Source organism: Pseudomonas sp. PDM25 (assembly GCF_019219045.1).
GTDB lineage: Bacteria > Pseudomonadota > Gammaproteobacteria > Pseudomonadales > Pseudomonadaceae > Aquipseudomonas.
Window position 1 is genome coordinate 23,765 of sequence record NZ_JAHUWL010000006.1, and the last position, 26,267, is coordinate 50,031.

The window sequence follows — 26,267 nt, forward strand, 5'->3', positions numbered from 1 at the left end:
AAGGACGTCCCATGCCTCCATCGATTGCTATACCGGCCACACTTGAGTCCCCGTTTCGACCGGGCGAAGTTGCCCTGGTCGGCGCCGGCCCCGGCGATCCACGTCTGCTGACCCTGCGCGCCTGGAGCCTGTTGATGCAGGCCGACGCCGTGGTGTACGACCGGCTGATCAGCCCCGAACTGCTGACCTTGATTCCCCTGACCTGCGCCCGCCATTACGTCGGCAAGGCCAGCGGCTGCCACAGCCTGCCCCAGGAGCAGATCAACGAACTGCTGGCCGACCTCGCCGATCAAGGGCAGCGCGTGGTCCGGCTCAAGGGCGGCGACCCGTTCATCTTTGGTCGCGGCGCCGAAGAGCTGGAGTACCTGCTGCAACGCGGCATCGATTGCCAGGTGGTGCCAGGCATTACCGCTGCTTCCGGCTGCAGCGCTTATGCAGGCATACCGTTGACCCACCGCGACCTGGTCAATTCCTGCCGGTTCATCACCGGCCATTTGCAACGCGATGGCGAGTTGTCGTTGCCCTGGAGCAGCCTCGCCGACAGTAGCCAGACGTTGGTGTTCTACATGGGCTTGTCGAACCTGGGGATCATCGCTCAACGCTTGATCGAAGCCGGGCTGCCGGCCGATACACCGGCGGCGCTGATCAGCAACGGCACGCGTCCCGACCAGCACGTCGCCCGTGGCAAGTTGCACCAATTGCCGACCCTGGCGCTGGATTGTCCACCGGGCATTCCGACACTGACGGTGATCGGCACCGTGGTCGATCTGTTCGCCGCAGAACAACTGGAATACCCAGCGAGGCTTTATCCGGCGCAAGCACTGCAACGCCACGCCAAGGTGGCGATATGAGGCGCATGCTCCTTGCCCACCTGTTATGGATCAGTGCGGCCCAGGCCGGCGCAGCGGTCCCGGCACTTGAACACGCCGCGGAAAGCTATCAGCAGCATTGCCAGAGTTGTCATGGCATTAACCGTCTCGGCGGTGCGGGACCGGCGTTATTGCCGGAGAGTCTCAGCCGGATCAAACCCGATGAAATCCGCAGCGTGATCCAGAGCGGCCGACCTGCGAGCCAGATGGCCGGCTATGCCAACGTGTTCAGCCCCGCGCAGATCGACGCGCTGGTGGACTACCTTCAGCAACCGCCCGCCACCCCACCCACCTGGAGCAATGACGACATTCTCGGCAGTCACTCGATGCTCGCGGACCTCAGCAAATTGCCCACCACGCCCCAGCATGGCGCCGACCCGCTGAACCTGTTCGTGGTGGTGGAAGCCGGCGACCATCACATCGACATCCTCGACGGTGACCGTTTTGAGGTGCTGGCGCGGTTTGCTTCGCACTTCGCCGTGCACGGCGGGCCGAAATTTTCGCCGGACGGACGCTTCGTCTACTTCGCCTCCCGTGACGGCTGGATCAGCCTGTATGACTTGCACAACCTGAAGCTGATCGCCGAGGTCCGCGCCGGTCTTAATACCCGCAACCTGGCGGTAAGCAAGGATGGACGCTGGGTTCTGGTGGGCAACTATTTGCCCGGCAATGTGGTGGTGCTCGATGCCCGCGATCTGTCGCTGGTCAAAACCATCCCCACGATCGGCCAGGACGGTACCGCCTCACGGGTCAGCGCGGTCTACTCCGCCCCGCCGCGGGACAGTTTCATCGTGGCGCTCAAGGACGTGAAGGAAGTCTGGGAACTGTCCTTGGCTGGCACACCCAATTTCGAACCACGGCGGATCCCGGCCGGGGATGTTCTCGACGACTTCTCTTTTTCGCCGGACTACAAACAGCTGCTGGCGACGTCGCGCAAGGCCCAGGGCGGTCAGGTGATCGACCTCGACAGCGGCAAGGTGATCACCGACATCCCGCTGCCGGGGATGCCGCATTTGGGCTCGGGGACTTATTGGAAACGCAACGGTGAGTGGGTGTTCGCCACACCGAACATCAGCAAGGGGCTGATCTCGGTCATCGACTTCAAGACCTGGAAACTGATCAAGGAAATCCCGACCCTGGGGCCTGGGTTTTTCATGCGCAGTCACGTTAATTCACGGTATGCCTGGAGCGATGTGTTCTTTGGGCCTGATAACGATGCGATCCACCTGATCGATAAACAGACGCTGGAAATTGCCCACACGCTGCGCCCGATGCCCGGGAAAACTGCCGCTCATGTTGAGTTCACCCGGGATGGCCGCTACTTGCTGCTGAGCATCTGGGCCACCGACGGGGCGCTGATCGTTTACGACAGCAACACGCTTGAGGAGATCAAACGTATTCCGATGAACAAGCCTTCGGGGAAGTACAACGTGGGGAACAAGATTGAGTTTGCCGAGGGGACTTCGCATTAGGCCTTGGTGTATATCCGTTTCTTCGGTAACGGCGGCTTAGGGTTCCGCCCTTACGGCGGGTCACTTGGAAAAGCCCCAAGTAACCAAGGGCTCTTGCCCCTGTCGTTCGGTGCCTCGCTCCGGTCCTGCTCCGTGGGCCCGGAGCGAGGGGGCGTGCATGGCAAAGCACCGCGAGGCGGCCTACCGGCCGGCCTGTCTCTTCAAACGTGCGCATTCCCCCTGTGGGAGCGAGCCTGCTCGCGATGAGGCCCTGTCAGTCGACATCAATGTTGAATGTAAGTCCGCCTTCGCGAGCAGGCTCGCTCCCACAGTTGGATTTTTGGCGGGCATGACATAGAGGTCCACCGCCGATGACCATGACAGACATCAGGTCGGCTATCAGGCCGCCTCGCTTTGGCTTTTGATCTGGCTTTTGATCTTGATCTGCCCCGTCGGAAGGCCGAGCGCAGGTTCTGCGCAGTGGGCACCGCGGCAAGGATGCCGCGGTAGCCGCCCCCGGCCATGGATGGCCGATGGCGGCGGGCCCACGGAGCAGGACCGGAGCGAGGGTACCCTGAGCCTAGGCGAAGGGCCGTACGTCAGGGGCCAAAGCGTTTTGGTTACTTTGGCGCTTTTCCAAAGTGACCCGCCGTAAGGGCGGAACCATAAGTAGCCTTTACCGCAACAACGGATATGTACTCCGAACGTAAATATTTACCCTTCAACCCAACGTGTAACCGTTATCAACCTTCCAGTCCTGACCATAAACACCCCGAGCCCCCTGCGACAGCTGAAAGACAATCACATTAGCCACCGCCGCCGCATCAAGAAAATGCCCCGGCAACAGACGCTTCCCAAGCGTGTCGGCAACATCGCCAAGCTCCCCCTCGCTCAACCCCAAGTGATCCCACATCGAGGTCGCAGTCGGCCCCGGCGAGACCAGATTAATGCGCACATCAAAACTCGCAAACTCCACCGCCAGCGTCCTCGCCTGAGCCGCCAGCGCAGCCTTGCTGGCAATGCACGCAGCCAACCCCGGAAAACTCGAACCGGTCAGAAAACTCCCGACAAACACCACCGACGCCGGACTCGCCAACTCCCCCCGCAACGCCGCCAGCGTATTCAACGCCCCGGCACCATTAACCGCCCACTGACGCTGGAAGGCCGCCATATCCAGGCTGTCAGCCATCTCGGCAATCCCCGCATTGGGCACCAGATAGTCCACGGGCCCCATCGCCGCAGCCCGCTCGGACAATTCACGCAGGTCTTGCTGACTCGTGACATCCCCGGCAAACCACTGCAACCGTTCCCCGTAGATCTGCTGCAATGCCGGCAACTCACCGAGGGTCCGAGACATCGCCAGCACCTTGACCCCGCGCGGTAACAACGCGGCGCACAGTGCCAGGCCAATCCCGGAGCTGGCACCCGTGACCACTGCCAAACGATCCTGAAACTCGGTTTTCATCATTTACTCCTGGGCATCGCGGATGCCAAGCACTGGGGACATTGCCAGCCCTATCTTTGAACAGGAGAAGAAAAAACGACTTGACGGCGATCAGGATTTTTCGACGGCGTCAGTGCTGCTGCAACAGCGCCGGAGTGATCTCGCTGAACCGCAGCAAACGACCGCCCTGTTCAGCGGCAAGCTTTTCAGCGGCCTCTCGACTGGAGAAGGACGCCAGCACCACGCCCATGGCGCCCTTGAGTTGGGTGCCGACCACGTAGAACGCGTCCTTGGCATCGATCAGGTGAGCGTCATCCGGCGCGTTCCACGGGCTGCGGCCCATATCGTGGACATACAGTTTTGCATCGCCGTGATGATTTTCCGGCTGCAACCACCAACCGATCATTTCCGCCGTGGAGCAGAACTTCTTGACCCCGGCCCGCTCGACCACTTCGCCCTTGGGCCCGGGGAATCCGTTGATGATCATCCCGCAGACATGGCATTCATCACTGGGATGAAAGGCTGTGGCGGCGCTGCTGTAGGTGGCCTGCGCCGGGTTGTCGCAGGCCGTCAGCAACAGGCACATCATCAGGCCCGCCACCGCGCGCACCGTCGTCAGATAAAACGCATTCATCGTCAACTACTCCCAAAAAACCAAAGTAAAAATTCATGTCGCCCGGCGACGAAACAACAGCCAGGCCGATCCCAATGGCACCGCCACCCACAGCAACAGGCACAGCCAGAGCATCGAGCCCGGCATCGGCAAATCGCTGCCCAGCGTCAGCACACCCGTGGTACCGGTGCCGGGCTCAAAACCGGAGAGATTGATCAGGCGATAGATGTCGGCCGGATTGAGCAGCAGCAACCAGGGCAGCACTTTCGGGTTGAACTGACCCTCGCTGAGCACCAACAACGCCAGCAGTGCCAGGTCGAACACCAGCACGAAGAAGAACCAGACACCCAGCGCCAGCCCGGCCGCCGTGGATTTCTCCGCCGACACACTGCTCAGCACATAGGCCAACCCCAGAAACCCCCAGCCCAGCAACGTCGACGACGCCATGAACCGGCCAAAGGCCCAAAGCAGCAGGCTCAGTTCGACATCGTCCACCAGCACCGCGATGGCGAGCATGGCGCAGCCGAAACCGATCAATGTCGCCAGCGCCAGGATCAACCCGTGGCCGACAAACTTGCCAAGCAGAATCTGTCCGCGACCCAACGGGTACGTCAGCAACAACAGCAACGTGCCGCTCTCGTCCTCGCCGACGATGGCGTCGTAGGCCAGCAGCAACGCAATCAACGGCATCAAAAACGTCGCCAGACTGGCGAGGCTGGCGATGGTGGCCGGGACCGAGGTGAACCCCAACTGCCCGGAAGCCGCGGCGCCCAGCCAGGCGATGCCGATGGCGAGCACCGCGAACAACACACTGATCGCCAGCAACCAGCGATTGCGCAAACCGTCGCTGAACTCCTTGCGGGCCATGTTCCAGACAGCGTTCATACGGCCTCCCCGATCGGCGCCGCACCGGCCCGGCTCATGTAGTAGCGGTAAATATCTTCCAGGGACGGTTGATGGATTTCCACGTCGGCCGGTTCGTCTTCATTAAGCAGTTGGCGCAACAGCCCAAGCTTGTTGCCATTGAGCGCGGCCACTTCAAGGCCTTCGACGCCCCAGCGTTCGGTGACGTGCCCGGCGTTGTTCCAGCGTTGCTGCAAGGGCCCGACGTGCTTCAAGCCGTTGGCGCGGATCAGCGTCGGCAACCCGGCTTCCTCGCGCAAACTGTGGAGACTGCCAAGGGCCAGCAGCCGGCCCTGGGTCAGAATCGCGGCGCGGTTGATATGCGCCTCGACGCCCGGCAATACGTGGGAACACAGAATGATGCTGGTGCCCTGGCTGCGCAGGCGATCGAGCAAGCGATAAAGGTCTTGGGTGGCGATGGGATCGAGGCCGACCGTAGGTTCGTCGAGCAGCAACAAACGCGGTTCGCCGAGCAGCGCTTGTGCCAGCCCCAAGCGTTGCCGCATGCCTTTGGAGTAGGTCTTGACCCGTCGATGCGCCGCACCGGCCAGGCCGACTTCCTCCAGCAGCACGTCCACCTGAGCGGACGCGGCGCCTTTGAGTCGCGCGAAATGGCGCAAGGTCTCAACACCGCTCAGCTGCGGGTAAAACGTCACGTTTTCCGGCAGATAACCAAGCAGGCGCCGCACGTGGGGATCGCTGGGCAAACGGCCGAACACCCTGACCTGCCCTTCGCTGGGCTGGAGCAGGCCAAGCACCAGTTTCATGCTGGTGGTCTTGCCCGCGCCGTTGTGCCCGAACAAACCCAGCACTTCGCCTTCAGCCAGGCTGAGGTTGAGCTGATGCAACACGGTGGCATGCCCATAGCGCTGGCTGACGCCTTCGATGTCGATGACGTTCATGAGGTGGGCTCCTGGGTCAGGGTTTGAGGGGATGACTTCATCAGCGGATGGCTGTCGAGCACCCCCGGCGATTTCATCACCGGAAAGGCCCGTTGCACCCAGCGCAGCAACTCGATACCGGGGCTGTTCATCAACAGCCGCACCTGCGGGTACAGCCACAGCAGACGGTCGACGTTGTCGTTGGGTTCGTAGGCGATATCGCCGAGGCCATCGTTGTTGCGGTCCCAGCCCAGGTAATCGCTCCAGTAGTTGCCCCGGCCATCCACCGACCATTCCTGCAAGCGTGTGGCGACGTACTTGACCTGCCGCTGGTTGCCGACAAAAGCGTTGTCGGCGATGCGGTTGTCTTCCGAGCCGGCGGTGAGATGAATACCCACGGCGCTGTGCTCGAAGTGGTTGTGTTCGATGCTGTTGAACAGCGAGTTGTAGATGAACAGCGCCTTGCCCTCGGCACCAGTGATCATGCTGTCGCCGGTCGAGCCGTCGCGCACGTCAGTGACGAAGTTGTCACGCAAGGTTGAATAGGTGATGTAGTTCATCAGGATCCCGTAGTTCTGATCCTGTTCGGAGCGATTGCCGATCACCATGAGCTTGCGGCTTTGCATCAAGGCGTAGCCGGTGCGGGTGCGGCGGGTGGTGTTGCCGATCAACTGGTTATCGTTGGCGAACATGTAATGCACGCCGTAGCGCAGGTCTTCCAGGGTATTGCCTTGCAGCAGGTTGCCGTTGGAGGTGTCGATGTAGATGCCATCGCGGGTGTCGCGCACCTGGTTGCCGATGACCTTGGCGCCATGCACGGCATACAGATGAATACCGTTGCCGCGATCCTGGGAGCGCATCGTCGGATCACCCTGAATGCGGTTGTCGATCAGGCTCACATCCTGCGTACCGTCGACCCAAATACCGAAGCCCTTACCCTGTAGGCGATTGCCTTTGATCACCGCGCCATAGGCCTTGGGCTGGATAAACACCGCCGCATTCATGGCGGTGAGGTCGTGCCCCCAGTCCAGAAAGGTGCAGCCCTCGATGCCGACATCCGGCGCACTGATGATCAAGCCGTTGCCCTGCCCCTCCCCCTGAAATACCGCGCCCGGCTCGCAGACAATCTGCATCGGTTGATCGACGCTGAACGAGCCACGGTATTCCCCGGCCGGCAGGTGCCAGCGTTGATCGGCGTCCACCGTCAACGGCAGCGTGGTGACGGGTTGCACCGCCAGCACGCTGCCAGACATGAGCAGGAGCGCAAGCGCAATGACCTTCACCGGGTTGCCCTTGCTCTCAGTCATTGCTTCGCTCCTGTCGATGGGCAACGGTCAGGCCTTCTCGACCTTCATGCGGCCGACCATTTCCATGTGCAGCGCGTGGCAGAACCAGCTGCAGTAGTACCAGTGCAACCCCGGCTTGTCGGCGACGAAGGTGATCGATGAGGTCTGCTGCGGGCTGATTTCCATGCTGGCGCCATGGTTGGTCATCACGAAGCCGTGGGTCACGTCTTCAATCTGGTCGATGTTGGTGATGGTCACCGTGACCTCGTTGCCCTGTTTGACGGTGAACTCCGGCAGGCCATAGGCAGGGGCCATCGAGGTCATGTAGACACGGACTTTGTTACCGTCGCGGATGACCTTGTTGTCGGTCTCCAGCTTGATCCCGTCCTTCGCGGCGATGACCACGGTTTCGGCAAAAAACGGGTCGTTGCGGTCCCAGATCTTCTTGGTCTTGATCTGGTCGCGGCGGGCCATCACGCAGTCGTGGGGTTCGGCGAAGGCCGGGCCGTCGTGCACCAGTTTCATTTCATCGCCGGAGATATCGATCAACTGATCGTTTTCCGGGTGCAGCGGGCCGGTCGGCAGGAAGCGGTCTTTGGAAAACTTGCTGAGCACCACCAGCCACTGGCCGTCGGCCTCACTGGTTTCGGTCAGCGAGGCATGGTTGTGCCCCGGCTGATACTGCACATCGAGTTTCTGCTTGATGTAGTTGACCTTCTCCCCGGTGTAGGCGCGAATCGCCTCCTCGACGTTCCACTTCACCACCTGGCTGTCGATAAACAGCGTGGTGTAGGCATTGCCGCGGCCGTCGAAAGTGGTGTGCAGCGGGCCCAGACCGAGCTCGGGCTCACCGACCACCACGTCACGCGGGTCCTTGAACTTGTCGTCGAACAGATCGTCGAGCTTGGCGATGGCGATGATGGTGCAGGTCGGCGAAAGCTTGCCGTTGGCAATGAAGTATTTGCCATCGGGCGAGGTATTGAGGCCGTGGGGGTTCTTCGGCGTGGGGATGTATCGGGTGAACGCGCTGTCCTTGCCATCGGTTTTACGACCGTCGACCACTGGCACTTTCGAGCCGTCGAGGGTGATGAACTTGCCGGCCTTGATCGCCGCTTCAATGCGCGGGATGTTGAACACCACCACCCAGTCGCGCTCGTTGCGCATCATCCCGCCCAGGTCGTAGGCCTTCTCCGAGTTGTAGCAGGTCGACGCCGCGTATTTGCCGGTGTAGTCGGCGTCGGTGTTGTCCAGGTTGCCGTCGACGATGACCTGGAACGCCATCTCCATTTTCTCGGCATCGATGGCGTTGAACATGGTGTAGCTGTTCTTGTCCTGCAGGTCGAAGGTGCTGCCGTCATTGGGGTGCGGAATGACGAATTCGGCGTTGGCGAACACGTACTTGGTGTGCGGTACTTTCTGCAGGCGCAACCCGTGAACCGCCTGCACATTGGGCACGGTGAGCATCTTGTCGCACTTCATGATGTCCAGACGGATACGCGCAACGCGGCTGTTGGCCTTGTCATTGATGAACAGGTATTTGCCGTCGTACTTGCCGTCAGTCATCGACAAATGCGGGTGATGGCAGTCGCCATTCTGGAAGTGCGCGCTGTCGCCCATGATCCGTTTGCTTTCGTTGGTCAGGCCCCAACCAGTCGCGGAATCGACGTTGAACACCGGAATGCGTAACAACTCGCGCATCGACGGAATGCCCATGATCCGCACTTCGCCCTGATGGCCGCCGCTCCAGAAACCGTAGTACTGGTCCAGTTCGCCCGGCCCGACGTGGATTTTCGACTGCGCGTCCTTGGCCGCAGCCGCCCAGGTCTCACGGGTGAACACTGCGCCACCAAGGGCCGTGGCACCGGCCAGTACCGCGCCGGTCACCGCACTGGTGCCCAGGAAGCCGCGACGACTGAGGCCGGTCGGTTCCGGCACTTCAGTGGTTTTTTTGGACTCTGTGTCGTTCATCAGGTGTTTTCCTTGAAGGGATAAAAACGGTCACTGCGGACAAGCGCTCGCGGGGTTCATTCCAGAGCGGTCACTTCCACGACAGGTATCAGTTGCACAGCAGCGGGCGCCGCTTTGCCAAGCTTCTTGCGCTTGTTGATCAGCGGCGGGCATTTGTTGTCGTTCTGGTACGTCATCTGGCAATCGAGGCAGTAGTGGCACTCGTTGGCATTGATCCGGCCATCAGGATGAATCGCCTGGATCTCGCATTCCTTGGCGCACAGCTGGCAAGGCGTGCCGCACTCCTTGCGGCGTTTGAGCCAGTCGAACAGGCGAAATTTGCTTGGGATCGCCAGCGCAGCACCCAACGGGCAGATGTAGCGGCAATAGACTTTGCGCGTGAAGAGGTTGATGACCAGCAGCGCCACCGCGTAGAGCACGAACCACCACTGGCGGTCGAACCTGAGGGTGATGGCGGTCTTGAACGGTTCCACCTCGGCGAACAGTTCGGCGGTGGACATCGACTCCAGGGAGATGCCGAACAGCAGCAGCAAAATGATGTATTTGATCGCCCACAAGCGCTCATGCACCGCGAAGGGCAATTCGTATTGAGGAATCTTCAGCTTGCGCGCGGCCTCGTTGATCAACTCTTGCAAGGCGCCAAACGGGCACAGCCAGCCGCAGAACACGCCACGGCCCCACAGCAGAATGCTGGCGGCGGCGAAGACCCAGAGCATGAAGATCAGCGGATCGGTGAGAAACAGCTCCCAGCGAAAATGGTCGAACAGCGCATGGGTAAAGGTCAGGACGTTGACCACCGACAGCTGCCCCAGCGCATACCAGCCGATAAACACCACGGTAAAGACCAGGTAACCCCGACGCAGCCAGTGCAGAAAATGCGGGCGGCGAGTGAACTTGTCTTGCAGGAACAGGATCGCCGTCAGCAGTAGCAATGCGGTGCCGAGCACGGTGATCTGAAAGGATTTCTGATACCAGATGTTCAACCACATGGGCCGACTGGCTTCCTCGAGGGCCGCCAGTTCTTCGGCGCTGGGCAGTGGGCGCTCAAGGTAGGGCTCGGGCAATTGGTAGGCCAGTTCGAAGCTGCTGAACGTGCCACTGACCGGGCCGGTCTGGCGACGTACCAATAATTCCAGAGACCAAGGCGATCCCGGATCGAACTTCGCCGGTTCGCGCACAATGAAAATCGACATTTCAGTGAACTCGGGCATGCCTTTGGCAAACACATCCGAGAGCCGCTGATGGTCCATGTCGCGAAAGCTGATGACGTTGCCGAACTGGCGCAATTGCACCCGATCGAAAATCCCGCCGCGCACGTACCCCGAGCCTTTATAGGAAAACAGCCCGCGACCCAGCACCGCGATGGCTTGCTCGCCAGGCTTGAGGTCCTGCATGAGGAAGCGATATTGGTTGTCGCCCAGCAGCGCACGGCCGATGGTCGGCGGATTCAGGTCGGCGGTGTAGAGCTCGATAAAGGTCTCATCCACCTGATCGGCGGCGGCGTTTTCCACGCCTTCGGCATCAGTGCCCTTGAAGGCGGCATCAACCTGGCCACGGGTCAGGTTCAAGCGGCGGATGGCGCCGTTGCCGGTCAGTTGCTCCCAAGTGGCGGGCTCGAAAAAGTCCAGCCGCACGGTGGCGGGCTTGCGTGCCACACCGCCCGTGTCTTCGATCAGCTTGAGTGAGACAGCCACATCATGAGCGGCGCGCATGATGATCTCGTTGACCACCATGGCCGTGACCGTTGCGCCGGCGATGGCATCGACAGTGACCGCATTCGGATCACTGGAATGGCCGACGACGACCCGCTGGCTGACCTTGACGCCTTTGTACTTGGCACTGAAACCGTGGAGTTTTGCCTCAGGAATGCCAATCAGCAGAATCGGCTCGTGGTGTTCCAGCACATAGGCATCCTGAATCACGCCGGCAGTATCGAGGATCACCTGGGTGTTGATCGGTTTGCCCGAGTAAGCCGGAATATCCACCACGTCCAGGCTCTGGAACACATAACCGATGACTTTGCCGGCGGCGGACAGCGTGCGCACCTTGAACGGGCCTTCGGGGGCGGAAACGGAATCGGTCTGAGGGAAGGTTTTTTCGATGCGCTGCTGCTCAATGTCGCCGTACTGCTTGGCCTGCGCCCCCTCGAAGGTGGCAAGCATCAGCGTCAGCATGACCACCAGACCGACACCCCAGGCGCGCAGGTTGCCGAGTATCGAAGGCTGATGGATTGTCATGTGCTCGCTGATTTTAAAGGGGCTTGCGGTCATGTTAGGGAGCGTTGCGCCCCCTGCCCTTGATTGAGATCAACTTGAGGGCAATCCCCTCGGAAGACAGGCTTAGACCGTACGTGAGAACTGGCCTTTTTGTTCACCGCCCAGATAGGCGTCAAACGCCATCGCGGCACTGCGCATCATCAGATGCCCTTGTGGCAGCAGCACCAATTCGTCGCGGTGAATCTGCAGCAATCCATCACGCACATGCTCGCCCAGCTGCGCCAGCGCCTCCGCAAAGTACTCGGTGAAGCGAATGCCATGCCGCGCTTCATACTGGTCGAACGCGATGCGGCCATGGCACATCAGGTCGCTGATCACCTCGCGGCGCAGCAGGTCGTCGGCGTTCAAGCGGTAACCGCGATGCACCGGCAACAGCCCTTGATCGATACGAGCGTAGTACTGCGAAAGCTCCTTGACGCTTTGGCTGTAGCTGTCGCCGACCTTGCCGATCGACGACACCCCAAGGCCGATCAAGTCGCAGTCGGCATGGGTGGAATAGCCCTGAAAGTTACGCTGCAGGGTGCCATTGGCCCGGGCCAGCGCCAGCTCGTCATCCGGCAAGGCGAAATGATCCATGCCGATATAGACATAACCGGCTTCGGTCAGACGGCGGATGGTCAGCTCGAGCAGTTCCAGCTTGCGCTCAGGTGGCGGCATGTCGGCGGGACGAATCAGCCGTTGCGCGCGAACCATCTCCGGCAAATGCGCGTAGCTGTAGGCGGCAATCCGGTCCGGACGCAGCGCGATGATCTTGCTGAGGGTGACGTCGAAACTCTGCACGGTTTGCAGTGGCAGGCCGTAGATCAGGTCGACGCTGATCGACTTGAAGTGCGCCTCGCGCGCCGCCGCGACCAGCGCATAAATCTGCTCTTCACTTTGTTGGCGATTCACCGCTGCCTGCACGTCGGGGTCGAAATCCTGCACGCCGAAGCTCAGGCGATTGAAGCCCAATTGGCGCAATGACTGAATCTGCTCGGTGCTGATGGTCCGTGGGTCGACCTCGATGGAGAACTCATGGTTATCGCTGTCATCCATGTTGAACGCCTGGTGCAGGCAGTCCATCAGGTCGGCCAGCTGCTCGCTGGTCAAATAGGTCGGCGTGCCGCCCCCCAAGTGCAACTGGGTGAGTTTGCGGGTGCTGTCGAACAAGGCCGCCTGCATTGCGATTTCACGCTTGAGGTACGTCAGGTACTCGACGGCGCGATGGGTTTTCTGGGTAATGATTTTGTTGCAGGCGCAGTAGTAACAAAGGCTTTTGCAGAACGGGATGTGGATGTACACCGACAACGGTTTCGGCGCGGCCACCTGATTGCTGTCGCGGGCGGCACGCTGATAGTCATCAACGGCAAACGCCTGATGAAACTGCGGCGCCGTGGGGTAAGAGGTATAACGCGGCCCCGGGCGGTCGTACTTTTCGACCAGGGCGCGATTGAAATCAAATGTCGTGTTCATGATCGATCAACTCGCAATGGGATTAATGCTTCGCACCGCCCAAATCCTTTTCAAACAGGTTGCAGATGGCATCCACTTCCGGCCGACCGGCGGGAAGGATGCTGATGAAACGGTCTGACAATTCAATCAACCCGTCCCGACTCAATTGCTCCAGCAACGGCCAGACAGAGGAGAAGTACTTGGAAAAAACCAGCCCGTAGCGCCTCTCGATAGCGCGGATATCCAGCTCCTGATCACAGGCCAGACGCTCCATGACCATTTGCCTGATCTGATCCCCCGCCTCGAAGCGCCAGCCTCGACACGTCGGCAATTGCTTCATGTCCAGTTGCTGCTGATAGCGTTCAATCTCGTCGGTATTTTGCGTGTACAGATCGTCGATCTGGCTGATGGCACCCAAACCGAATCCAACATGATCGCAATAGCCGTGACGGGAGAAGCCCTCACAGGTACGGCGCAACCGGCCGCGCTCCTGGGCGACCGCCAAATCATCATCAGGCCGGACAAACTGCCCCAGACCGATGTAGTGATAACCCGCGCCAAGCAGTTGATCGAAGCAGATCTGGCGCATCGCGCCTTTATCGTCCTGGCTGCACAGCGCTCTGACTTTGTCACCTAGCACCGGCCGATAACGCCGTGGTGGCCGGGCATAATCGAACACCATGAGCCGGTCCGGCTCCAGTTCAATAATGCTCGCCAGCTTCAGCGCAAAACTGTCTGGCGTCTGCCAGGCATGGCCAAAACCCAGGTCGACGTTGATGGATCGAAAACCAAAGGTGCGCGCGGCATCCATCAGCGACTGGATCGGCGCCGGGTTCTGGTAGCAGGCCACCGACCTGTCACAGTCGGCGTCGATATCCGGAACGCCGATGCTCACATGAGTGAATCCCTGGTCGCGCAGCAACCCCATGGTCGCCCAGTCGGTGTGGTGGAGGTCGACCTCGACGCTGTAATCGCCGCCTTCATGTTCGAGAAAGTTGAACCGGCCACGCAGATGGCTCATCAGCCGTTCCAGATGGGCAGGCGCGGGTGTTCCTCCGCCCAGATGAAACTGCTCGACCCGTTGCTCTGCACCGAGGTGACAACCGACGAGGTCGATTTCCCGCTCCAGATGCTGAAGGTACTGCTCGATACCGTTTTGCTCGCCGGCGATATCGCGCGGGGAACAGGAAGACGGCTTGAGGCTGGAAGGCAGTTGCACGTTCAGGGACAGCGGACGGCACTTCTGGCGGCTGACGCGCAATGCACGAAGCAGGTCCAGAGAGCCGATACCGTCATGAAATTTTTGCGTGTCGGCATGACAGTTAGGGTCAAGCACGCCTTGATCGCACCGAGCGATCAACTCGCCTGGGTTGTGAAATAAATCGAGCATGGCGGTCTCCGAGACTGGCTGCGGACTGTCAGTCTCCGGGTTTACCCATCAATGCTCCTTGATTTGCGTCAAGCGCAAGCAAAGTGTCTGCATGAGGTCAGGCCCGATTACCACGTCAGGTAAAACATGCCCTTGGCCAGCAGCACGATAACGACCATGTGGCAGAACAGGCTGGCGTGGATGAAGTGCAGGTATCGCGGGCTCATTCGGCCGCTTTTGAATAGAAACATGGCGCCGAGGAAATGCAGCAGCACGCTCACGGCCACTGCGATTTTCAATGCCAGTAAGGTGCCGAACGATGAGGACAGTGGTGAGGCCAGGGCTGGCAAGTAGCGCAACCAGACCATGCCCAGCCCGGCACCGAACAACACCAGCAGCACCCACGGCATCAGCGAGCGGGCCCGGCGGCCGATACCCTGCTCCACCAGCAGCATCACCCTGGCGGGTAGCTGTTTGCGGATGCTTTCCAGGAACAGGACTTCGAAGAACACCGTGCCGATGAAGATCAGCGCGGCAAACAGATGCAAGGTCAGAATCAGCGGATAGATCATGGTGTTTTCGCCTTGGGTCAAGGCAACCGGCGCTACGGCGAACATTGGGGTGAGCGCACTGGCTGTCGGTCTCTGGAGACTACAGAGGCTGTCTGGTTATGCGGTTGACACTGATCAAGAAAGCGGCAAAACCCTCGTGGGCATATCCGTTTCTGCGGTCACGGCGGCTTAGGGTTCCGCCCTTACGGCGGGTCACTTGGAAAAGCCCCAAGTAACCAAGGGCTCTTGCCCCTGTCGTTCGGTGCCTCGCTGTGGCTCGGCATGCCCTCGCTCCGGTCCTGCTCCGTGGGCCCGCCGCCATCGGCCATCCATGGCCGGGGGCGGCTAACCCGGCATCCATGCCGGGTTGCCCACTGCGCAGAACCGGAACGAAGCCTCCCGAGGGGGCGAGTACCGCAAAAGCGAGGCGGCCTACCGGCCGGCCTGTCTCTTCAAGCGTACGCATTCCCCCTGTGGGAGCGGGCTTGCTCGCGAAAAACGTCCGGACACCGCGTTCATTCAGACAGCATGCGTAATCGTTCACGTTTTTCGCGAGCAAGCCCGCTCCCACAGGTACAACGCCGGGCTTTTGATCTTGCTTTTGATCTTGATCTGCCCCGTCGGAAGGCCGAGCGCAGGTTCTGCGCAGTGGGCACCGCGGCAAGGATGCCGCGGTAGCCGCCCCCGGCCATGGATGGCCGATGGCGGCGGGCCCACGGAGCAGGACCGGAGCGAGGGTATGCCGAGCCACAGCGAGGCACCGTACGTCAGGGGCGAAAGCGTTTGGTTACTTGGCGCTCTTCCAAGTGACCCGCCGTAAGGGCGGAACCCTAAGTCGCCATCACAACAAAAACGGATATGTCCCCCAACCTCAGTCACACTGACCGCCCTAGTGCCCGCGAATGTAATGCTCCAACTGCCGAATCAAATCCGCCTGCTCAACGATCGCTTCCTTGACCAAATCCCCAATCGATAACAGCCCCATCAGTTCGCCGCCCTCCATCACCGGCAAATGACGCAGATGGCTGTCAGTCATAACCGCCATGCAACGCTCGATACTCTGCTGACTGTCAGCCGTCACCACAGGCGCGCTCATGATGTCGCGCACCGGCGTACCCACCGAAGAGCGCCCCTGCAAAACCACCTTACGCGCATAGTCACGCTCGCTGATCACGCCGACCACTTGCCCGGCCTCGATCACCGGAAGCGCGCCCACGTTCTTTTCAGCCATGATCCTCAGCGCTTCAAGCACCATTTCATCCGGCGCGATGCTATGCACCTGACGGTTTTGCACGGCCTTGAGTTTCAGCAATTGTGCGGCTGTTTTCATAAATGCCTCCGATGCGAATACGCGATGCTGTTGAACAGGCTCAAGCCACCCCGACTTCCACCACGCCGCTGTTCAACCGCACGGGCCAGACACGCAGACGCTGTTGCGGATACTCCAGGCAGCTGCCGTCCTCAAGGCGGAAATGCTGTTTGTAGATTGGCGATGCAACCACCAGATCACCCTTGATGCTGCCGACCAACCCGCGACCGATCACATTGGCCCCGGACTGCGGGTCATGGTTGTCGATGGCGTAGAGGGTCCGACCCTCAGCACCCGGCAGGTAGAACAGCGCCAGTTGCGCGCCGTCGAGCCAGACCACAACGCCGGAGTTGCTGACCAAGTCCTGTTGCTCGCACACCGTTTGCCAGGCCTCGGGGTTTTCCAGGGAATCGATGCGTTGGGTATTGGACTGGCTCATCAGGCAATCTCCTCGGTGACAGGGATAAGGTTGAGTTCGGCGGCCATGATCGGGCGCCGCTGGCCGCGTTCCTGGACAAAGTGGATGTCCGGGTCCGGGCGTTTATCGTTGACGAAGGTACGGAAGCGTTTGAGTTTTTCCGGGTCTTTGAGGGCGTTGGCCCACTCGCATTCATAGCGGTTGACCACCAGTTGCATCTGCGATTCGAGCTCTTCACCCAGCCCGAGGCTGTCGTTGATGATCACTTCCTTGAGGTAATCGAGGCCGCCCTCCAGGCTTTCGCGCCACACCGAGGTGCGTTGCAATTTGTCGGCGGTGCGGATGTAGAACATCAGGAAGCGGTCGATGTAGCGGATCAGGGTCGCATCGTCGAGGTCGGTGGCGAACAGCTCGGCATGGCGCGGGCGCATGCCGCCGTTACCGGCGATGTAAAGGTTCCAGCCTTTCTCGGTGGCGATCACGCCAACGTCTTTGCTCTGGGCCTCGGCGCACTCGCGGGTGCAACCAGACACCGCAAATTTGAGCTTGTGTGGCGAGCGCAAGCCCTTGTAGCGGTCCTCGATGGTCAAGGCCATTTGCACGCTGTCTTGCACGCCATAACGGCACCAGGTGCTGCCGACGCAAGACTTCACGGTGCGGGTGGATTTGCCGTAGGCGTGCCCGGTTTCGAAACCGGCTTCAATCAGTTCGGCCCAGATGTCCGGCAACTCATGCAACTGCGCGCCGAACAGGTCGATACGCTGGCCGCCGGTGATTTTGGTGTAGAGGTCGTATTTCTTCGCCACCACACCAATCGCGATCAGTTTGTCGGCAGTGATCTCGCCACCGGGGATGCGCGGCACCACCGAATAGGTGCCGTTCTTCTGCATGTTGGCCATGAAGGTGTCGTTGGTGTCCTGCAGCGGTACCAGCGACGCGTCCATGATCGGCTGGTTCCAGCACGACGCAAGGATCGAGCCCACCGCCGGTTTGCACACGTCGCAACCGGTGTGGCCACGGCCATGCTTGGCCAGCAGTTCTTCGAAGGTGATCACCCCTTCTACCCGCACCAGCGCATAAAGCTCCTGACGGGTATAGGCAAAGTGTTCGCACAGGCTTTTGTCGACGCTGACGCCACGGGCAATCAACTCATGTTCGAACACCTGCTTGAGCAGCCCGGCACAACCGCCGCAACCGGTGCAGGCCTTGGTCTGCGACTTGAGCAGGCCGAGGTCGGTGCAGCCACCGTCGATGGCCGAGCAAATGGAGCCCTTGGTGACGTTGTGGCACGAGCAGACCGTGGCCGCTTCGGGCAACGCGCCCGGGCCCAGGGTCGGCGCGCCTTCGGACGACGGCAGAATCAGGCTGGCGGGTTCCGCCGGCAGCGCAATCGCGTTCTGCATGTATTGCAGCAGCGTGTCGTAATAGCTGTTGTCACCCACCAGCACCGCGCCGAGTACATGCTTGCCCGTCGCATCCACCACCAGGCGACGATAGCTGGCCGTGGTTTCGTCGATGAACTGATAACTGCGCGAGCCCGGCGTGCTGCCGTGGGCGTCGCCGATGGAGCCGACATCGACGCCCAGCAGTTTGAGCTTGGTCGACATGTCCGCGCCCATGAACGGCTCGGCGGTTTCGTTGCACAGCAATGCGGCAACACCGCGCGCCATTTGGTAGCCCGGGGCGACCAGGCCGAAAATGCTGCCGTTCCATGCGGCACATTCGCCGATGGCATAGATGTTCGGATCGCTGCTCTGGCATTGGTCATCAATCACCACGCCGCCGCGCGGGCCGACTTCCAGCGAGCATTGGCGGGCCAGTGCGTCTTGCGCACGGATACCGGCGGAAAACACGATCAGGTCGGTTTCAAGAAATTCGTCATTGGCGAAGTTCATCCGGTAGCGGTATTCCTCACCTGCGCTGATCGATTGCGTGCCGCGCGACAAATGCACGCCGACGCCGAGCCGTTCGATCTGCGCCTTGAGCGCCAGGCCACCGTATTCGTCCAGTTGCACCGGCATCAGGCGCGGGGCGAATTCCACCACATGCGCTTCGAGCCCCAGGGTTTTCAGGGCGTTGGCCGCTTCCAGTCCCAGCAAGCCACCGCCAACCACCACACCGCGTCGGGCGTTGCTGGCCGCGGCACGAATGGCGTCGAGGTCTTCAAGGGTGCGATACACCAGGCGCGAATCGCCCTCGGCGCCTTCGATCGGCGGCACAAACGGATAGGACCCGGTGGCCAGCACCAATTTGTCGTAGGAGACACAGCCTTGCGCGGTGATCACCTGGCGGCGTGCGCGGTCGATTTCCAGGACCGGAGCCCCCAGATGCAGGGTTACGCCCGGGGTCTGGTACAGCGAGGCTTCACCGAGGGCCAGCGACTCGGCATCACGGCCGGAGAAATACTCGGAAAGGTGCACGCGGTCGTAGGCACGCATCGGCTCCTCGCTGAACACGTGCAGCCGATAGTGATCAAGGGCACCGCGTTCGATCAGCTGTTCGACACAATGATGTCCGACCATGCCATTGCCGATCACGATCAGCGTTTGCAGCTTGTTCAAAGTGGCAACATTGGAATTCATAAGAGACACCCGTCGATAGCTGTTCAAAAAGCAAAAAAAAACGCCTGAAACCTTGCGGTTCCAGGCGTCTTTGCCTGTTCATTTACGGTGCTAAGTCAGGCATCTATGCCGGAACCACCGATGTTGCCCACGACCTGTTCGGCCAATCGATCATCGTTGACCGAGGGGGCTGCCCACTCGACTGCGTCACAGTGGGCCTGAACAGTGTCTTGCAGACTTTGTGCCAGTCGGCGATTGGCAGTCCTTGCGCCCGTAAACGTTGACCACAGGTGTCGATGAACGCCCGATATTTGCCTTCGCATAGTGCAGCGCAGGGGTGCGCGGCCTTATAAAAGTGCACAAAGGCGATCCCATTCCGGTTCAGAATTTGCCACCCAACGGGTATTCGATCGCCAGGCGGAGCTGATTGGCGTCCAGTTCTGCTTGAGCCGCATTCCCGCGATGAACCGCATGGCGCAGGCTGAACGCGAGGTTTTTCGCAACGCCCGACTGCACCACATATTTGGCCTGTAGATCACGCTCCCAATGCTTGCCACCCTGCCCGTAACCCAGCCATTTGTAGCCGCCGTTCGGGTCCATATCAGTACCGTCGATGCCGCTGCCGCGCACGTACAGTGCGCCGAAGCTAAGGCCGGGAATGCCATAACCGGCCATGTTCAGGTCATAACGCGCTTGCCAGGAAGCCTCCCGGGGCGCGTTGAAATCGGACAGCGCCACGGCGTTGCTCAAGTAGATCGCGCCACGGGTCACGTAATCGAAGGGCGTGTCGCCATCGACCTTTTGATACCCCAGCCCGAAGCTGTGGGCCCCGAGTTTGTAGGTCGACAGCAAACTCCAGGTGGTGTTGTCGATGCGGCCGGACAAGGCTTTGCCAGTGTCCTGGGTTCGGTACAAATTGAGATCAAAGATCAGGTCCTGGCCTTCCGCCAATGGCTGGGTGTAGACCGCGCCCAGGTAGTGCTGGCGCCAGGTGTCGGCGTAGTCCGCGCTGAACAGGCTGGCGTTGAGCCCTTTGACCGCCGTGTTGCGCACCCCCACCAGATCGAAGCTGTCGCCCTGTTTGCCGTTGGAGTAATTGACCACAAACCCTTGGTCATGACCGGTGGCATTGCGGTCGGTGCTCTCGTTGAAATGTCCGCCATACAGGGTCGTGGCGGGCAGTTCGCGACTGGTCAGCAGCCAGCCGGTGGCGGTCTCCGGTAGCAAGCGGCTGTCGGATGAACCGAACACGGGGGTTTTTACCCGCTGCTCGCCGTAACGCAATTCCGTCGAGGAAAACCGCAGCTTGCCCACGGCGCCGCCTCGGCTGAACTCATCCTTGGGGTGCCCGTCATTGTCCACCCCCAACACCCGCGCCTTGCCGGCCCGGCCGCCGCCGCTGTCCAGTTCCCAGCCGGAATAGACATGGGCATCCAGGCCCAGCCCTACGGTGCCGGTGGTGTAGCCGGACATGAAATCGGCCATCAGGCCATAGGCCCATTCCTCGGCCAGGTCACTGCGTTCGGATCGGGGCTTGAAGGCATTGCGCGCGCCATTGCTCAGTGAGCCGTGTTCATAGTCGCGACGGTCGTAGAGGCTGCGGTTGAGCAGGCTCCATTGACTGTCTTCGATAAAGCCTTTTGCGGTGTCTTGCTCTGAAGCCAGGGCGAGCAGGGACTGCCCGCCCAATGCCAGTAGCAGGGTGTGCGTCGATAGGGTTTTCACAGTGCAACTCCACAGAATTCCGGGTCTGCAAGGTGTCCCGCCGAACGGGGGACACCCTTGGGCACGTCAGAGGTATTTGAGGATCGCGATATCGCGACGGCGCTGTTTGAGGTTGGCGAACCAGCGCGTCGGGAAGAACAGCAACACCCCGAGGATCACACTCCACAGCCACACCGTGGGCAGGTTGTCGAAGCCATAGTAGGCCCCCTGATTGGCACCCCAGATCGCCACTGCCGCCAGGTACATCGCCTTGAGTACGTACAAGTGCAGCAAATAGAAGAACATCGGCGCCCCGCCGTAAATCGCCAGGGTCGCGGTGGACCAGCGATCCTGAAGCTTCTCGAACAGCGCCAGCAAGATCAGCGAAAGGCCAATCGTCGGCATCAGGAACATCAGCGAGGGCGGGTACTTCTTGGCGCTCATGAAACTCATGAAGGTGCGCAGCGAGTCACCAGTCTGCACCCAGGGTTTCTCGCCATAAACGTTGAGGTAGCGAATGAACACGAACGCCACCAGCAGGCCGGCGCCCAGTTTGAGCAGGCGGAAAATCCGCTCGGCCGAGTCCATGTCCTTGCCGAACCATGGCCCGATCCCCCACCCCAGCAGGATCACGCCAATCCAGGGCAATACCGGGTATGTGGTGCGGGCCCGGGTGAAATCGGTGATGTCGATAAACACCCGCTGATGCAGGATCGACCACGGCACGAAGAACGGCGACTCCGGTCCCACGATCACGCCATCAAGCAGGTTGTGCCCGGCGACAATCGCCACGCCGAGCACGATCAGCCAACCGCGTTTGAAGTGCAGCAACCCGGCGAGCACGATCATGCATATGCCGATACACCAGATCACCTGCAGCCACAGGGTCTTGGGCGGGAACTCGGCGTTCCAGGCAAAGCACACAAAGGTGACTTCCAGAAACACCAGGAACAACCCGCGCTTGAGTAGGAACACCGAGGTTTCTTTCGCCGTGTGCTTCTGGCTGTAGAGCCAGGCTGACAAACCGGTGAGGAAGATGAACGCCGGGGCGCAGATTTCACTGAGCATTCGGGTGAAGTACAGGTCCGGAGTGACACTTAACGCATCGATCGGGTCGGTCACCTGACGGTGCAGCAGAAAGGTTTCCCGCACATGGTCGATCAGCATCAACAGCATGACGAAACCGCGCAGGGCGTCGATCGCCAGCATTCGGGTGTTGGCCTTGACGACACTGGTTGCAAACGCAGGGGAAGCGGTTGTCGCCTGCCCTGCCAATCCTGAAGATGGGGTCATATCAGTCACTCATGTAGTGGTCGAGGGGTCAGGCCTGTTTCTTCAGCCTGGCGACTTCCGATGCCGGCAGCTGCGACGGCGCGCGCGGCAACGGCGTCTGGCCCTGTGATCGATAGAACGACAGTGTCGAACTGAAGCTCTTTATATCGAACGGTTCGGCCTTGCCTTGAGGACTGATGCGTTCGCCGGGCGTGCGGTCCTTGTATTCCACGGCCACCACGTAGGTGCCCTGCCATGGCAGCTCGAAGCTGACTTTGCCCGCGGCATCGGTGCGCTGGGTAAACACTTCGCCGGAGCCGGTTTCCAGCACCACGTCCTGGTCGGCCAACGGTTTGGACGCATAGAACACCTGGAACTGCGCCTTGCCTGCATCGGCGACGCCGGTCGGCACGATGTCCAGGGTCAGTTCCGGGGTGCGCGCGCGCAAGTCACCGACCCAACGGGTTGCCGGTGTCCAATGAGTCTTCAGCGCCTTGTCCGCCTCATGGATATCGAAGATCGGATAGTGCGGGTCCTGGGCCAGCAGCGAATCATCTGCCCGGGTTTGATGGGCCACCGCAAACGCCTGACGCTGCAAGGTCAGCGTTAATGGCTGGGACCGGTTGCTGATCGACCAGCCCTTGAGTTGCTGAAACCGGTCCATCCCGCCCGGCGTGACTTCCAGCATGTTCTTGTCATATTCCCCGTAGTACAACGCCAGGGGTTGGCCGGGTGGTTGTTCGTACCAGATTTGATGCGCCTCGCTGCTGCTCGCCAGCAGGAGGACGCCGTAACCCAATAGTGCTTTTGCGTTGCTCATTCGCATTTTTTTACGCTCCGATTGGTGTTATTCAACGGGTCGTTGCCGCCTCGTTTTATCGAAACCAGCCAGACAACAAACCGTTCCCCTCTCTCTGAACGCATTACAGCGCAGAGACTTTTGCGCTTTGCTCTGAAATCCGCGCGTACGGAGCAATCGGCAACTGTTTTTGTGGCTTGAAACAGCCGTTTATGCGGCTTGCGCCAGGATGAGGCGCTCGGGCGGATGTGCCGGTCTGATGTCCAAATGAAGTGCATTGCGAATGCAACTGTGGGAGCAAGCCTGCTCGCGAAGGCGGCGTCACAGTCAACAGTGATGTTGAATGTAACGGCCTCTTCGCGAGCAGGTTCGCCCCACAGGGGGGCTCATGTCGGGATTGGAAAAGGGGGTTGGTTCAGTGGCGCAGCAATTTGCGCAGCGGCACGCCGTCCTTGAGCACCGGAGATTTGATGACGATGTAACTGAAGTACTTGGAGATGCCGATGTTCTTGTCCAGCAGGCTTTCGATCACTTCCTGATAATGCTGGATGCTGCGGGTCATGAAGCGCACCAGGTAATCGTAGCCACCGCTGATCAAATGGCATTCAAGCACTTCGTCCACCAAGCGGATGTTGGACTCGAACTTGGCGAAGTCTTCGCGCTTGTGGTCACTCAAGGTGATTTCGGTAAACACCGTCACCGAATCGGTGATCTTGGCCAGGTTCAGGTGCGCCTTGTAGCTGGAAATATACCCGGCCGACTCAAGCCGTTTGACCCGTTGCAGGCAGGGACTGGCCGACAACCCCACCGCATCGGCCAGGCTGACGTTGGTCATGCGCCCGTCCTTTTGCAGCTCCACCAGGATGCTGATGTCGATTCGGTCCAGTTTGACTAACCCTTCCATTGCGTACCTCTTGACTGCCGTTTGTAAGACAATCTTCTAGCAAAATCAGCGCCGTAAAGACAGCTGATGCTGAGCCACCAGATCCGCCATGCTGTTAATACAGTAATCCGCCGCGCACGGCGTGGGCTGTTTTGAGCGGCCGCGACAGATCAGGCACACGTCCTTGGCCGTCTGTCGATCGGCCGAAGGTCGGGTCACGTGCAGGATGTTGCCGGCTTCAAAAGCGTTAGCCTTTAACCACTGCGGATCGAGTAAAGGGTCGCTGGCCAGTGAAATGAAATCGTCAGGCATGATCCCCAATCGTTCACACAGCAGTCCTCGATCCTCGGCATCCCGGTCGCCGTGCACCAGCAAGCGGTAGAACTTGCGCAGGTACAACATCGCGCCGGGCGCGTCCTCGAACAGCGACCAGCCGGCCACCGAACGGGCAAAGCTCATGCCCTCCTCCCAACTGGCTTTCAGGCCCCAACGCTCGGCCAGCTGGCGATGGGCGAAACACAGTACGCCACTAAAGCCCAGTTCGGCGAAACGCGGATACAGCGCTCGCACCACCTCGCTGTATTCGGCCAGCACCTGTTCCCTGTCCGGGTGACCGCCTCGGCTGTCCAGCAGCGGTTGCAGTGCCGTCCAGACACCCGAGTCCCGATCGACCAGGACCTCATCGCAATCGATGAGCAGTGCTCGATATTCAGTCAGCCCCATGGTGCGCAACGCCTCCGATGATGCATTCCATCAATCCATGCTCCATAAACGCTCACGGACGATGCCTTGTGGCACCGCCCCGAGCGGCCATGAGCTCAGTTCAAGACCCGTGCCAATGCCGCTTCAAGAATCTGCAGCGCTTCATCGACCTGTTCTTCGGTGGTCACCAGCGGCGCAAGGAAGCGCAACACGTTGCGGTACACACCGCATTTGATCACCAGCAAACCACCGACCCGGGCTTCATCGATCAGTCGCTGATTCAGGTCAGCGTCCGGCGTGCGGGCCGCGTCATCCTTGATCAGTTCGATCGCCAGCATGAACCCGGTGCCGCGCACGTCGCCGATTTGCCCGTGACGAGCCTGCAAACGCAGCAGGCCTTGGCGCAAACGCTCACCGAGTGCTTCGCCGCGGGTCAGCAGCTGTTCTTCCTCGAAGGCCTTGATCACCGCCAGCGCAGCGGCGCAGGACAAGGCATTGCCACCGTAGGTGCCGCCCAGGCCACCGGGCAGCGGCGCGTCCATGATCTCGGCCTTGCCGACCACCCCGGACAACGGCAAGCCACCGGCCAAGCTCTTGGCGACGGTCACCAGGTCCGGCTGAATGCCGGCGTGCTGGAAACCGAACCACTTGCCGGTACGGCCGAAACCGGTTTGGATTTCATCGAGAATCAGCACGATGCCGTGCTTTTCCGTCAGCACGCGCAGGGCCTGGAGAAATTCCGCCGGTGCTGACAGGAAACCGCCGTCGCCCTGCACCGGTTCGATGATGATCGCGGCGACACGCTCAGGGGCAACCTGGGTGGCCAGCAACTCGTCGAGGGCCTTGAGCGCCATCTCGCTGGTGACGCCGCGATAGGCATTTGGATACGGGGTGTGGAAGACCTCCGGCGCGAACGGCCCGAAGTTCTGCTTGTACGGCTGGCTCATGCCGGTCAGCGTGGTGCCGAGCAAGGTGCGGCCGTGGAAACCGCCGCGGAAGGCGATCACCGCCGAGCGATTGGTGTGGGCGCGGGCGATCTTCACCGCGTTTTCCACCGCTTCGGCACCGGAGGTAAAGAACGCCGTTTTATACGCATCTTGGCTACCGATCATTTCGCACAGGCGTTGGGCCAGGTCCAGATAAGGCTTATAGGCCACCACCTGGAAACAGGCGTGAGAGATCTTTTGCAATTGCGCCTGTACCGCAGCGACCACTTTCGGATGGTTGTGACCGATATTCAGCACACCGATGCCGCCGACAAAATCCAGGTAGCGCTTGCCGTCCACGTCCCATAACTCGGCACCTTGGGCGCGATCGATCACCAACGGGTGAGCGGTAACCAGGCCACGCGGCACGAATTGATCGCGCTGACGGAGCAAATGAGGGGTTTCGTCGACTTTGCTATTCATGGCATTTCCCATCGTGAGTCCGGCAACCGGGAGGTGGTTGCGATGGTGTTCAGGTTAAGCCTTGCGCGAAACGATCTACGCCGAACTTGGCCCCTGAGAAATTCGGATCGACTGTTTTCACCCTGCCAAACGGCAGATTCCTTTCGCCCGCCGAATCTGCCGGGCGGT

At 60.5% G+C, this 26,267-nt stretch carries 21 protein-coding genes; 2 read left to right on the top strand and 19 right to left on the bottom strand.

The window, feature by feature from the left end; genetic code table 11:
- Positions 1–11: 11 nt before the first annotated feature.
- Both cobA and KW848_RS12475 read left to right on the top strand, forming a co-directional pair.
- Positions 12–851, top strand: a complete 840-nt coding sequence (cobA, locus tag KW848_RS12470) for a uroporphyrinogen-III C-methyltransferase (RefSeq protein ID WP_218536996.1) — start codon at positions 12–14, stop codon at positions 849–851.
- Positions 848–2,341 carry a cytochrome D1 domain-containing protein gene (locus tag KW848_RS12475; RefSeq protein WP_218536997.1) on the top strand — a complete coding sequence of 498 codons (1,494 nt, stop codon included), beginning with the start codon at positions 848–850 and terminating at the stop codon, positions 2,339–2,341. The genes cobA and KW848_RS12475 overlap by 4 nt, the downstream gene beginning before the upstream one ends.
- 700 nt (positions 2,342–3,041) lie before the next feature.
- On the opposite strand, the gene KW848_RS12480 is transcribed toward KW848_RS12475, so the two are convergent.
- From KW848_RS12480 to gabT, 19 genes are all read right to left on the bottom strand, one after another.
- A complete protein-coding gene (locus KW848_RS12480; protein WP_218536998.1) occupies positions 3,042–3,785 on the bottom strand; it encodes an SDR family NAD(P)-dependent oxidoreductase in 744 nt (247 codons plus the stop codon).
- Between the two features lie 109 nt (positions 3,786–3,894).
- The gene (locus tag KW848_RS12485) at positions 3,895–4,398 is read right to left on the bottom strand and encodes a nitrous oxide reductase accessory protein NosL (RefSeq protein ID WP_218536999.1); all 504 of its coding nucleotides are present in this window, start codon (positions 4,396–4,398) and stop codon (positions 3,895–3,897) included.
- 33 nt (positions 4,399–4,431) lie between these two features.
- Complete coding sequence (locus KW848_RS12490; protein ID WP_218537000.1) at positions 4,432–5,262, bottom strand: ABC transporter permease; 831 nt, start codon at positions 5,260–5,262, stop codon at positions 4,432–4,434.
- Complete coding sequence (locus KW848_RS12495; RefSeq protein WP_192408265.1) at positions 5,259–6,182, bottom strand: ABC transporter ATP-binding protein; 924 nt, start codon at positions 6,180–6,182, stop codon at positions 5,259–5,261. Before KW848_RS12495 ends, KW848_RS12490 begins: the two co-directional genes overlap by 4 nt.
- Positions 6,179–7,468, bottom strand: coding sequence for a nitrous oxide reductase family maturation protein NosD (locus KW848_RS12500; protein ID WP_218537001.1), 1,290 nt, complete (start codon positions 7,466–7,468; stop codon positions 6,179–6,181). Before KW848_RS12500 ends, KW848_RS12495 begins: the two co-directional genes overlap by 4 nt.
- A 27-nt stretch (positions 7,469–7,495) precedes the next feature.
- Positions 7,496–9,418 carry a TAT-dependent nitrous-oxide reductase gene (gene nosZ, locus KW848_RS12505; RefSeq protein WP_375154715.1) on the bottom strand — a complete coding sequence of 641 codons (1,923 nt, stop codon included), beginning with the start codon at positions 9,416–9,418 and terminating at the stop codon, positions 7,496–7,498.
- A gap of 53 nt (positions 9,419–9,471) precedes the next feature.
- Entirely contained in the window at positions 9,472–11,652 is a 2,181-nt protein-coding gene (gene nosR / locus KW848_RS12510; RefSeq protein WP_256365150.1) for a transcriptional regulator NosR, read from the bottom strand.
- Between the two features lie 102 nt (positions 11,653–11,754).
- Positions 11,755–13,143, bottom strand: coding sequence for an oxygen-independent coproporphyrinogen III oxidase (gene hemN / locus KW848_RS12515; protein WP_111450235.1), 1,389 nt, complete (start codon positions 13,141–13,143; stop codon positions 11,755–11,757).
- A gap of 22 nt (positions 13,144–13,165) precedes the next feature.
- Complete coding sequence (locus KW848_RS12520) at positions 13,166–14,512, bottom strand: coproporphyrinogen III oxidase (RefSeq protein WP_218537004.1); 1,347 nt, start codon at positions 14,510–14,512, stop codon at positions 13,166–13,168.
- A 107-nt stretch (positions 14,513–14,619) separates the two neighbouring features.
- Entirely contained in the window at positions 14,620–15,063 is a 444-nt protein-coding gene (locus KW848_RS12525) for a CopD family copper resistance protein (protein ID WP_218537240.1), read from the bottom strand.
- An 868-nt stretch (positions 15,064–15,931) separates the two neighbouring features.
- Entirely contained in the window at positions 15,932–16,372 is a 441-nt protein-coding gene (locus KW848_RS12530; RefSeq protein WP_192408260.1) for a CBS domain-containing protein, read from the bottom strand.
- A gap of 40 nt (positions 16,373–16,412) precedes the next feature.
- On the bottom strand, positions 16,413–16,790 hold the full coding sequence (nirD, locus tag KW848_RS12535; protein ID WP_218537005.1) for a nitrite reductase small subunit NirD: 378 nt from the start codon (positions 16,788–16,790) through the stop codon (positions 16,413–16,415).
- On the bottom strand, positions 16,790–19,351 hold the full coding sequence (gene nirB / locus KW848_RS12540; protein ID WP_218537006.1) for a nitrite reductase large subunit NirB: 2,562 nt from the start codon (positions 19,349–19,351) through the stop codon (positions 16,790–16,792). The genes nirD and nirB overlap by 1 nt, the downstream gene beginning before the upstream one ends.
- 360 nt (positions 19,352–19,711) lie before the next feature.
- Positions 19,712–21,055 (bottom strand): OprD family porin, encoded by a 1,344-nt coding sequence (locus KW848_RS12545; RefSeq protein WP_218537007.1) that lies wholly within the window; start codon positions 21,053–21,055, stop codon positions 19,712–19,714.
- Between the two features lie 66 nt (positions 21,056–21,121).
- Positions 21,122–22,327, bottom strand: coding sequence for a DUF1624 domain-containing protein (locus tag KW848_RS12550; RefSeq protein WP_218537008.1), 1,206 nt, complete (start codon positions 22,325–22,327; stop codon positions 21,122–21,124).
- A 28-nt stretch (positions 22,328–22,355) separates the two neighbouring features.
- Positions 22,356–23,126, bottom strand: coding sequence for a DUF4198 domain-containing protein (locus KW848_RS12555; RefSeq protein ID WP_225607355.1), 771 nt, complete (start codon positions 23,124–23,126; stop codon positions 22,356–22,358).
- Positions 23,127–23,520: 394 nt separating this feature from the next.
- Positions 23,521–24,009, bottom strand: coding sequence for an Lrp/AsnC family transcriptional regulator (locus tag KW848_RS12560; RefSeq protein ID WP_008055821.1), 489 nt, complete (start codon positions 24,007–24,009; stop codon positions 23,521–23,523).
- A 45-nt stretch (positions 24,010–24,054) separates the two neighbouring features.
- On the bottom strand, positions 24,055–24,711 hold the full coding sequence (locus KW848_RS12565) for an HAD family hydrolase (RefSeq protein WP_192408256.1): 657 nt from the start codon (positions 24,709–24,711) through the stop codon (positions 24,055–24,057).
- A gap of 95 nt (positions 24,712–24,806) precedes the next feature.
- Positions 24,807–26,099: a 4-aminobutyrate--2-oxoglutarate transaminase gene (gene gabT / locus KW848_RS12570; RefSeq protein WP_218537009.1), complete on the bottom strand. Its 1,293-nt coding sequence runs from the start codon at positions 26,097–26,099 to the stop codon at positions 24,807–24,809.
- Positions 26,100–26,267: the final 168 nt, after the last annotated feature.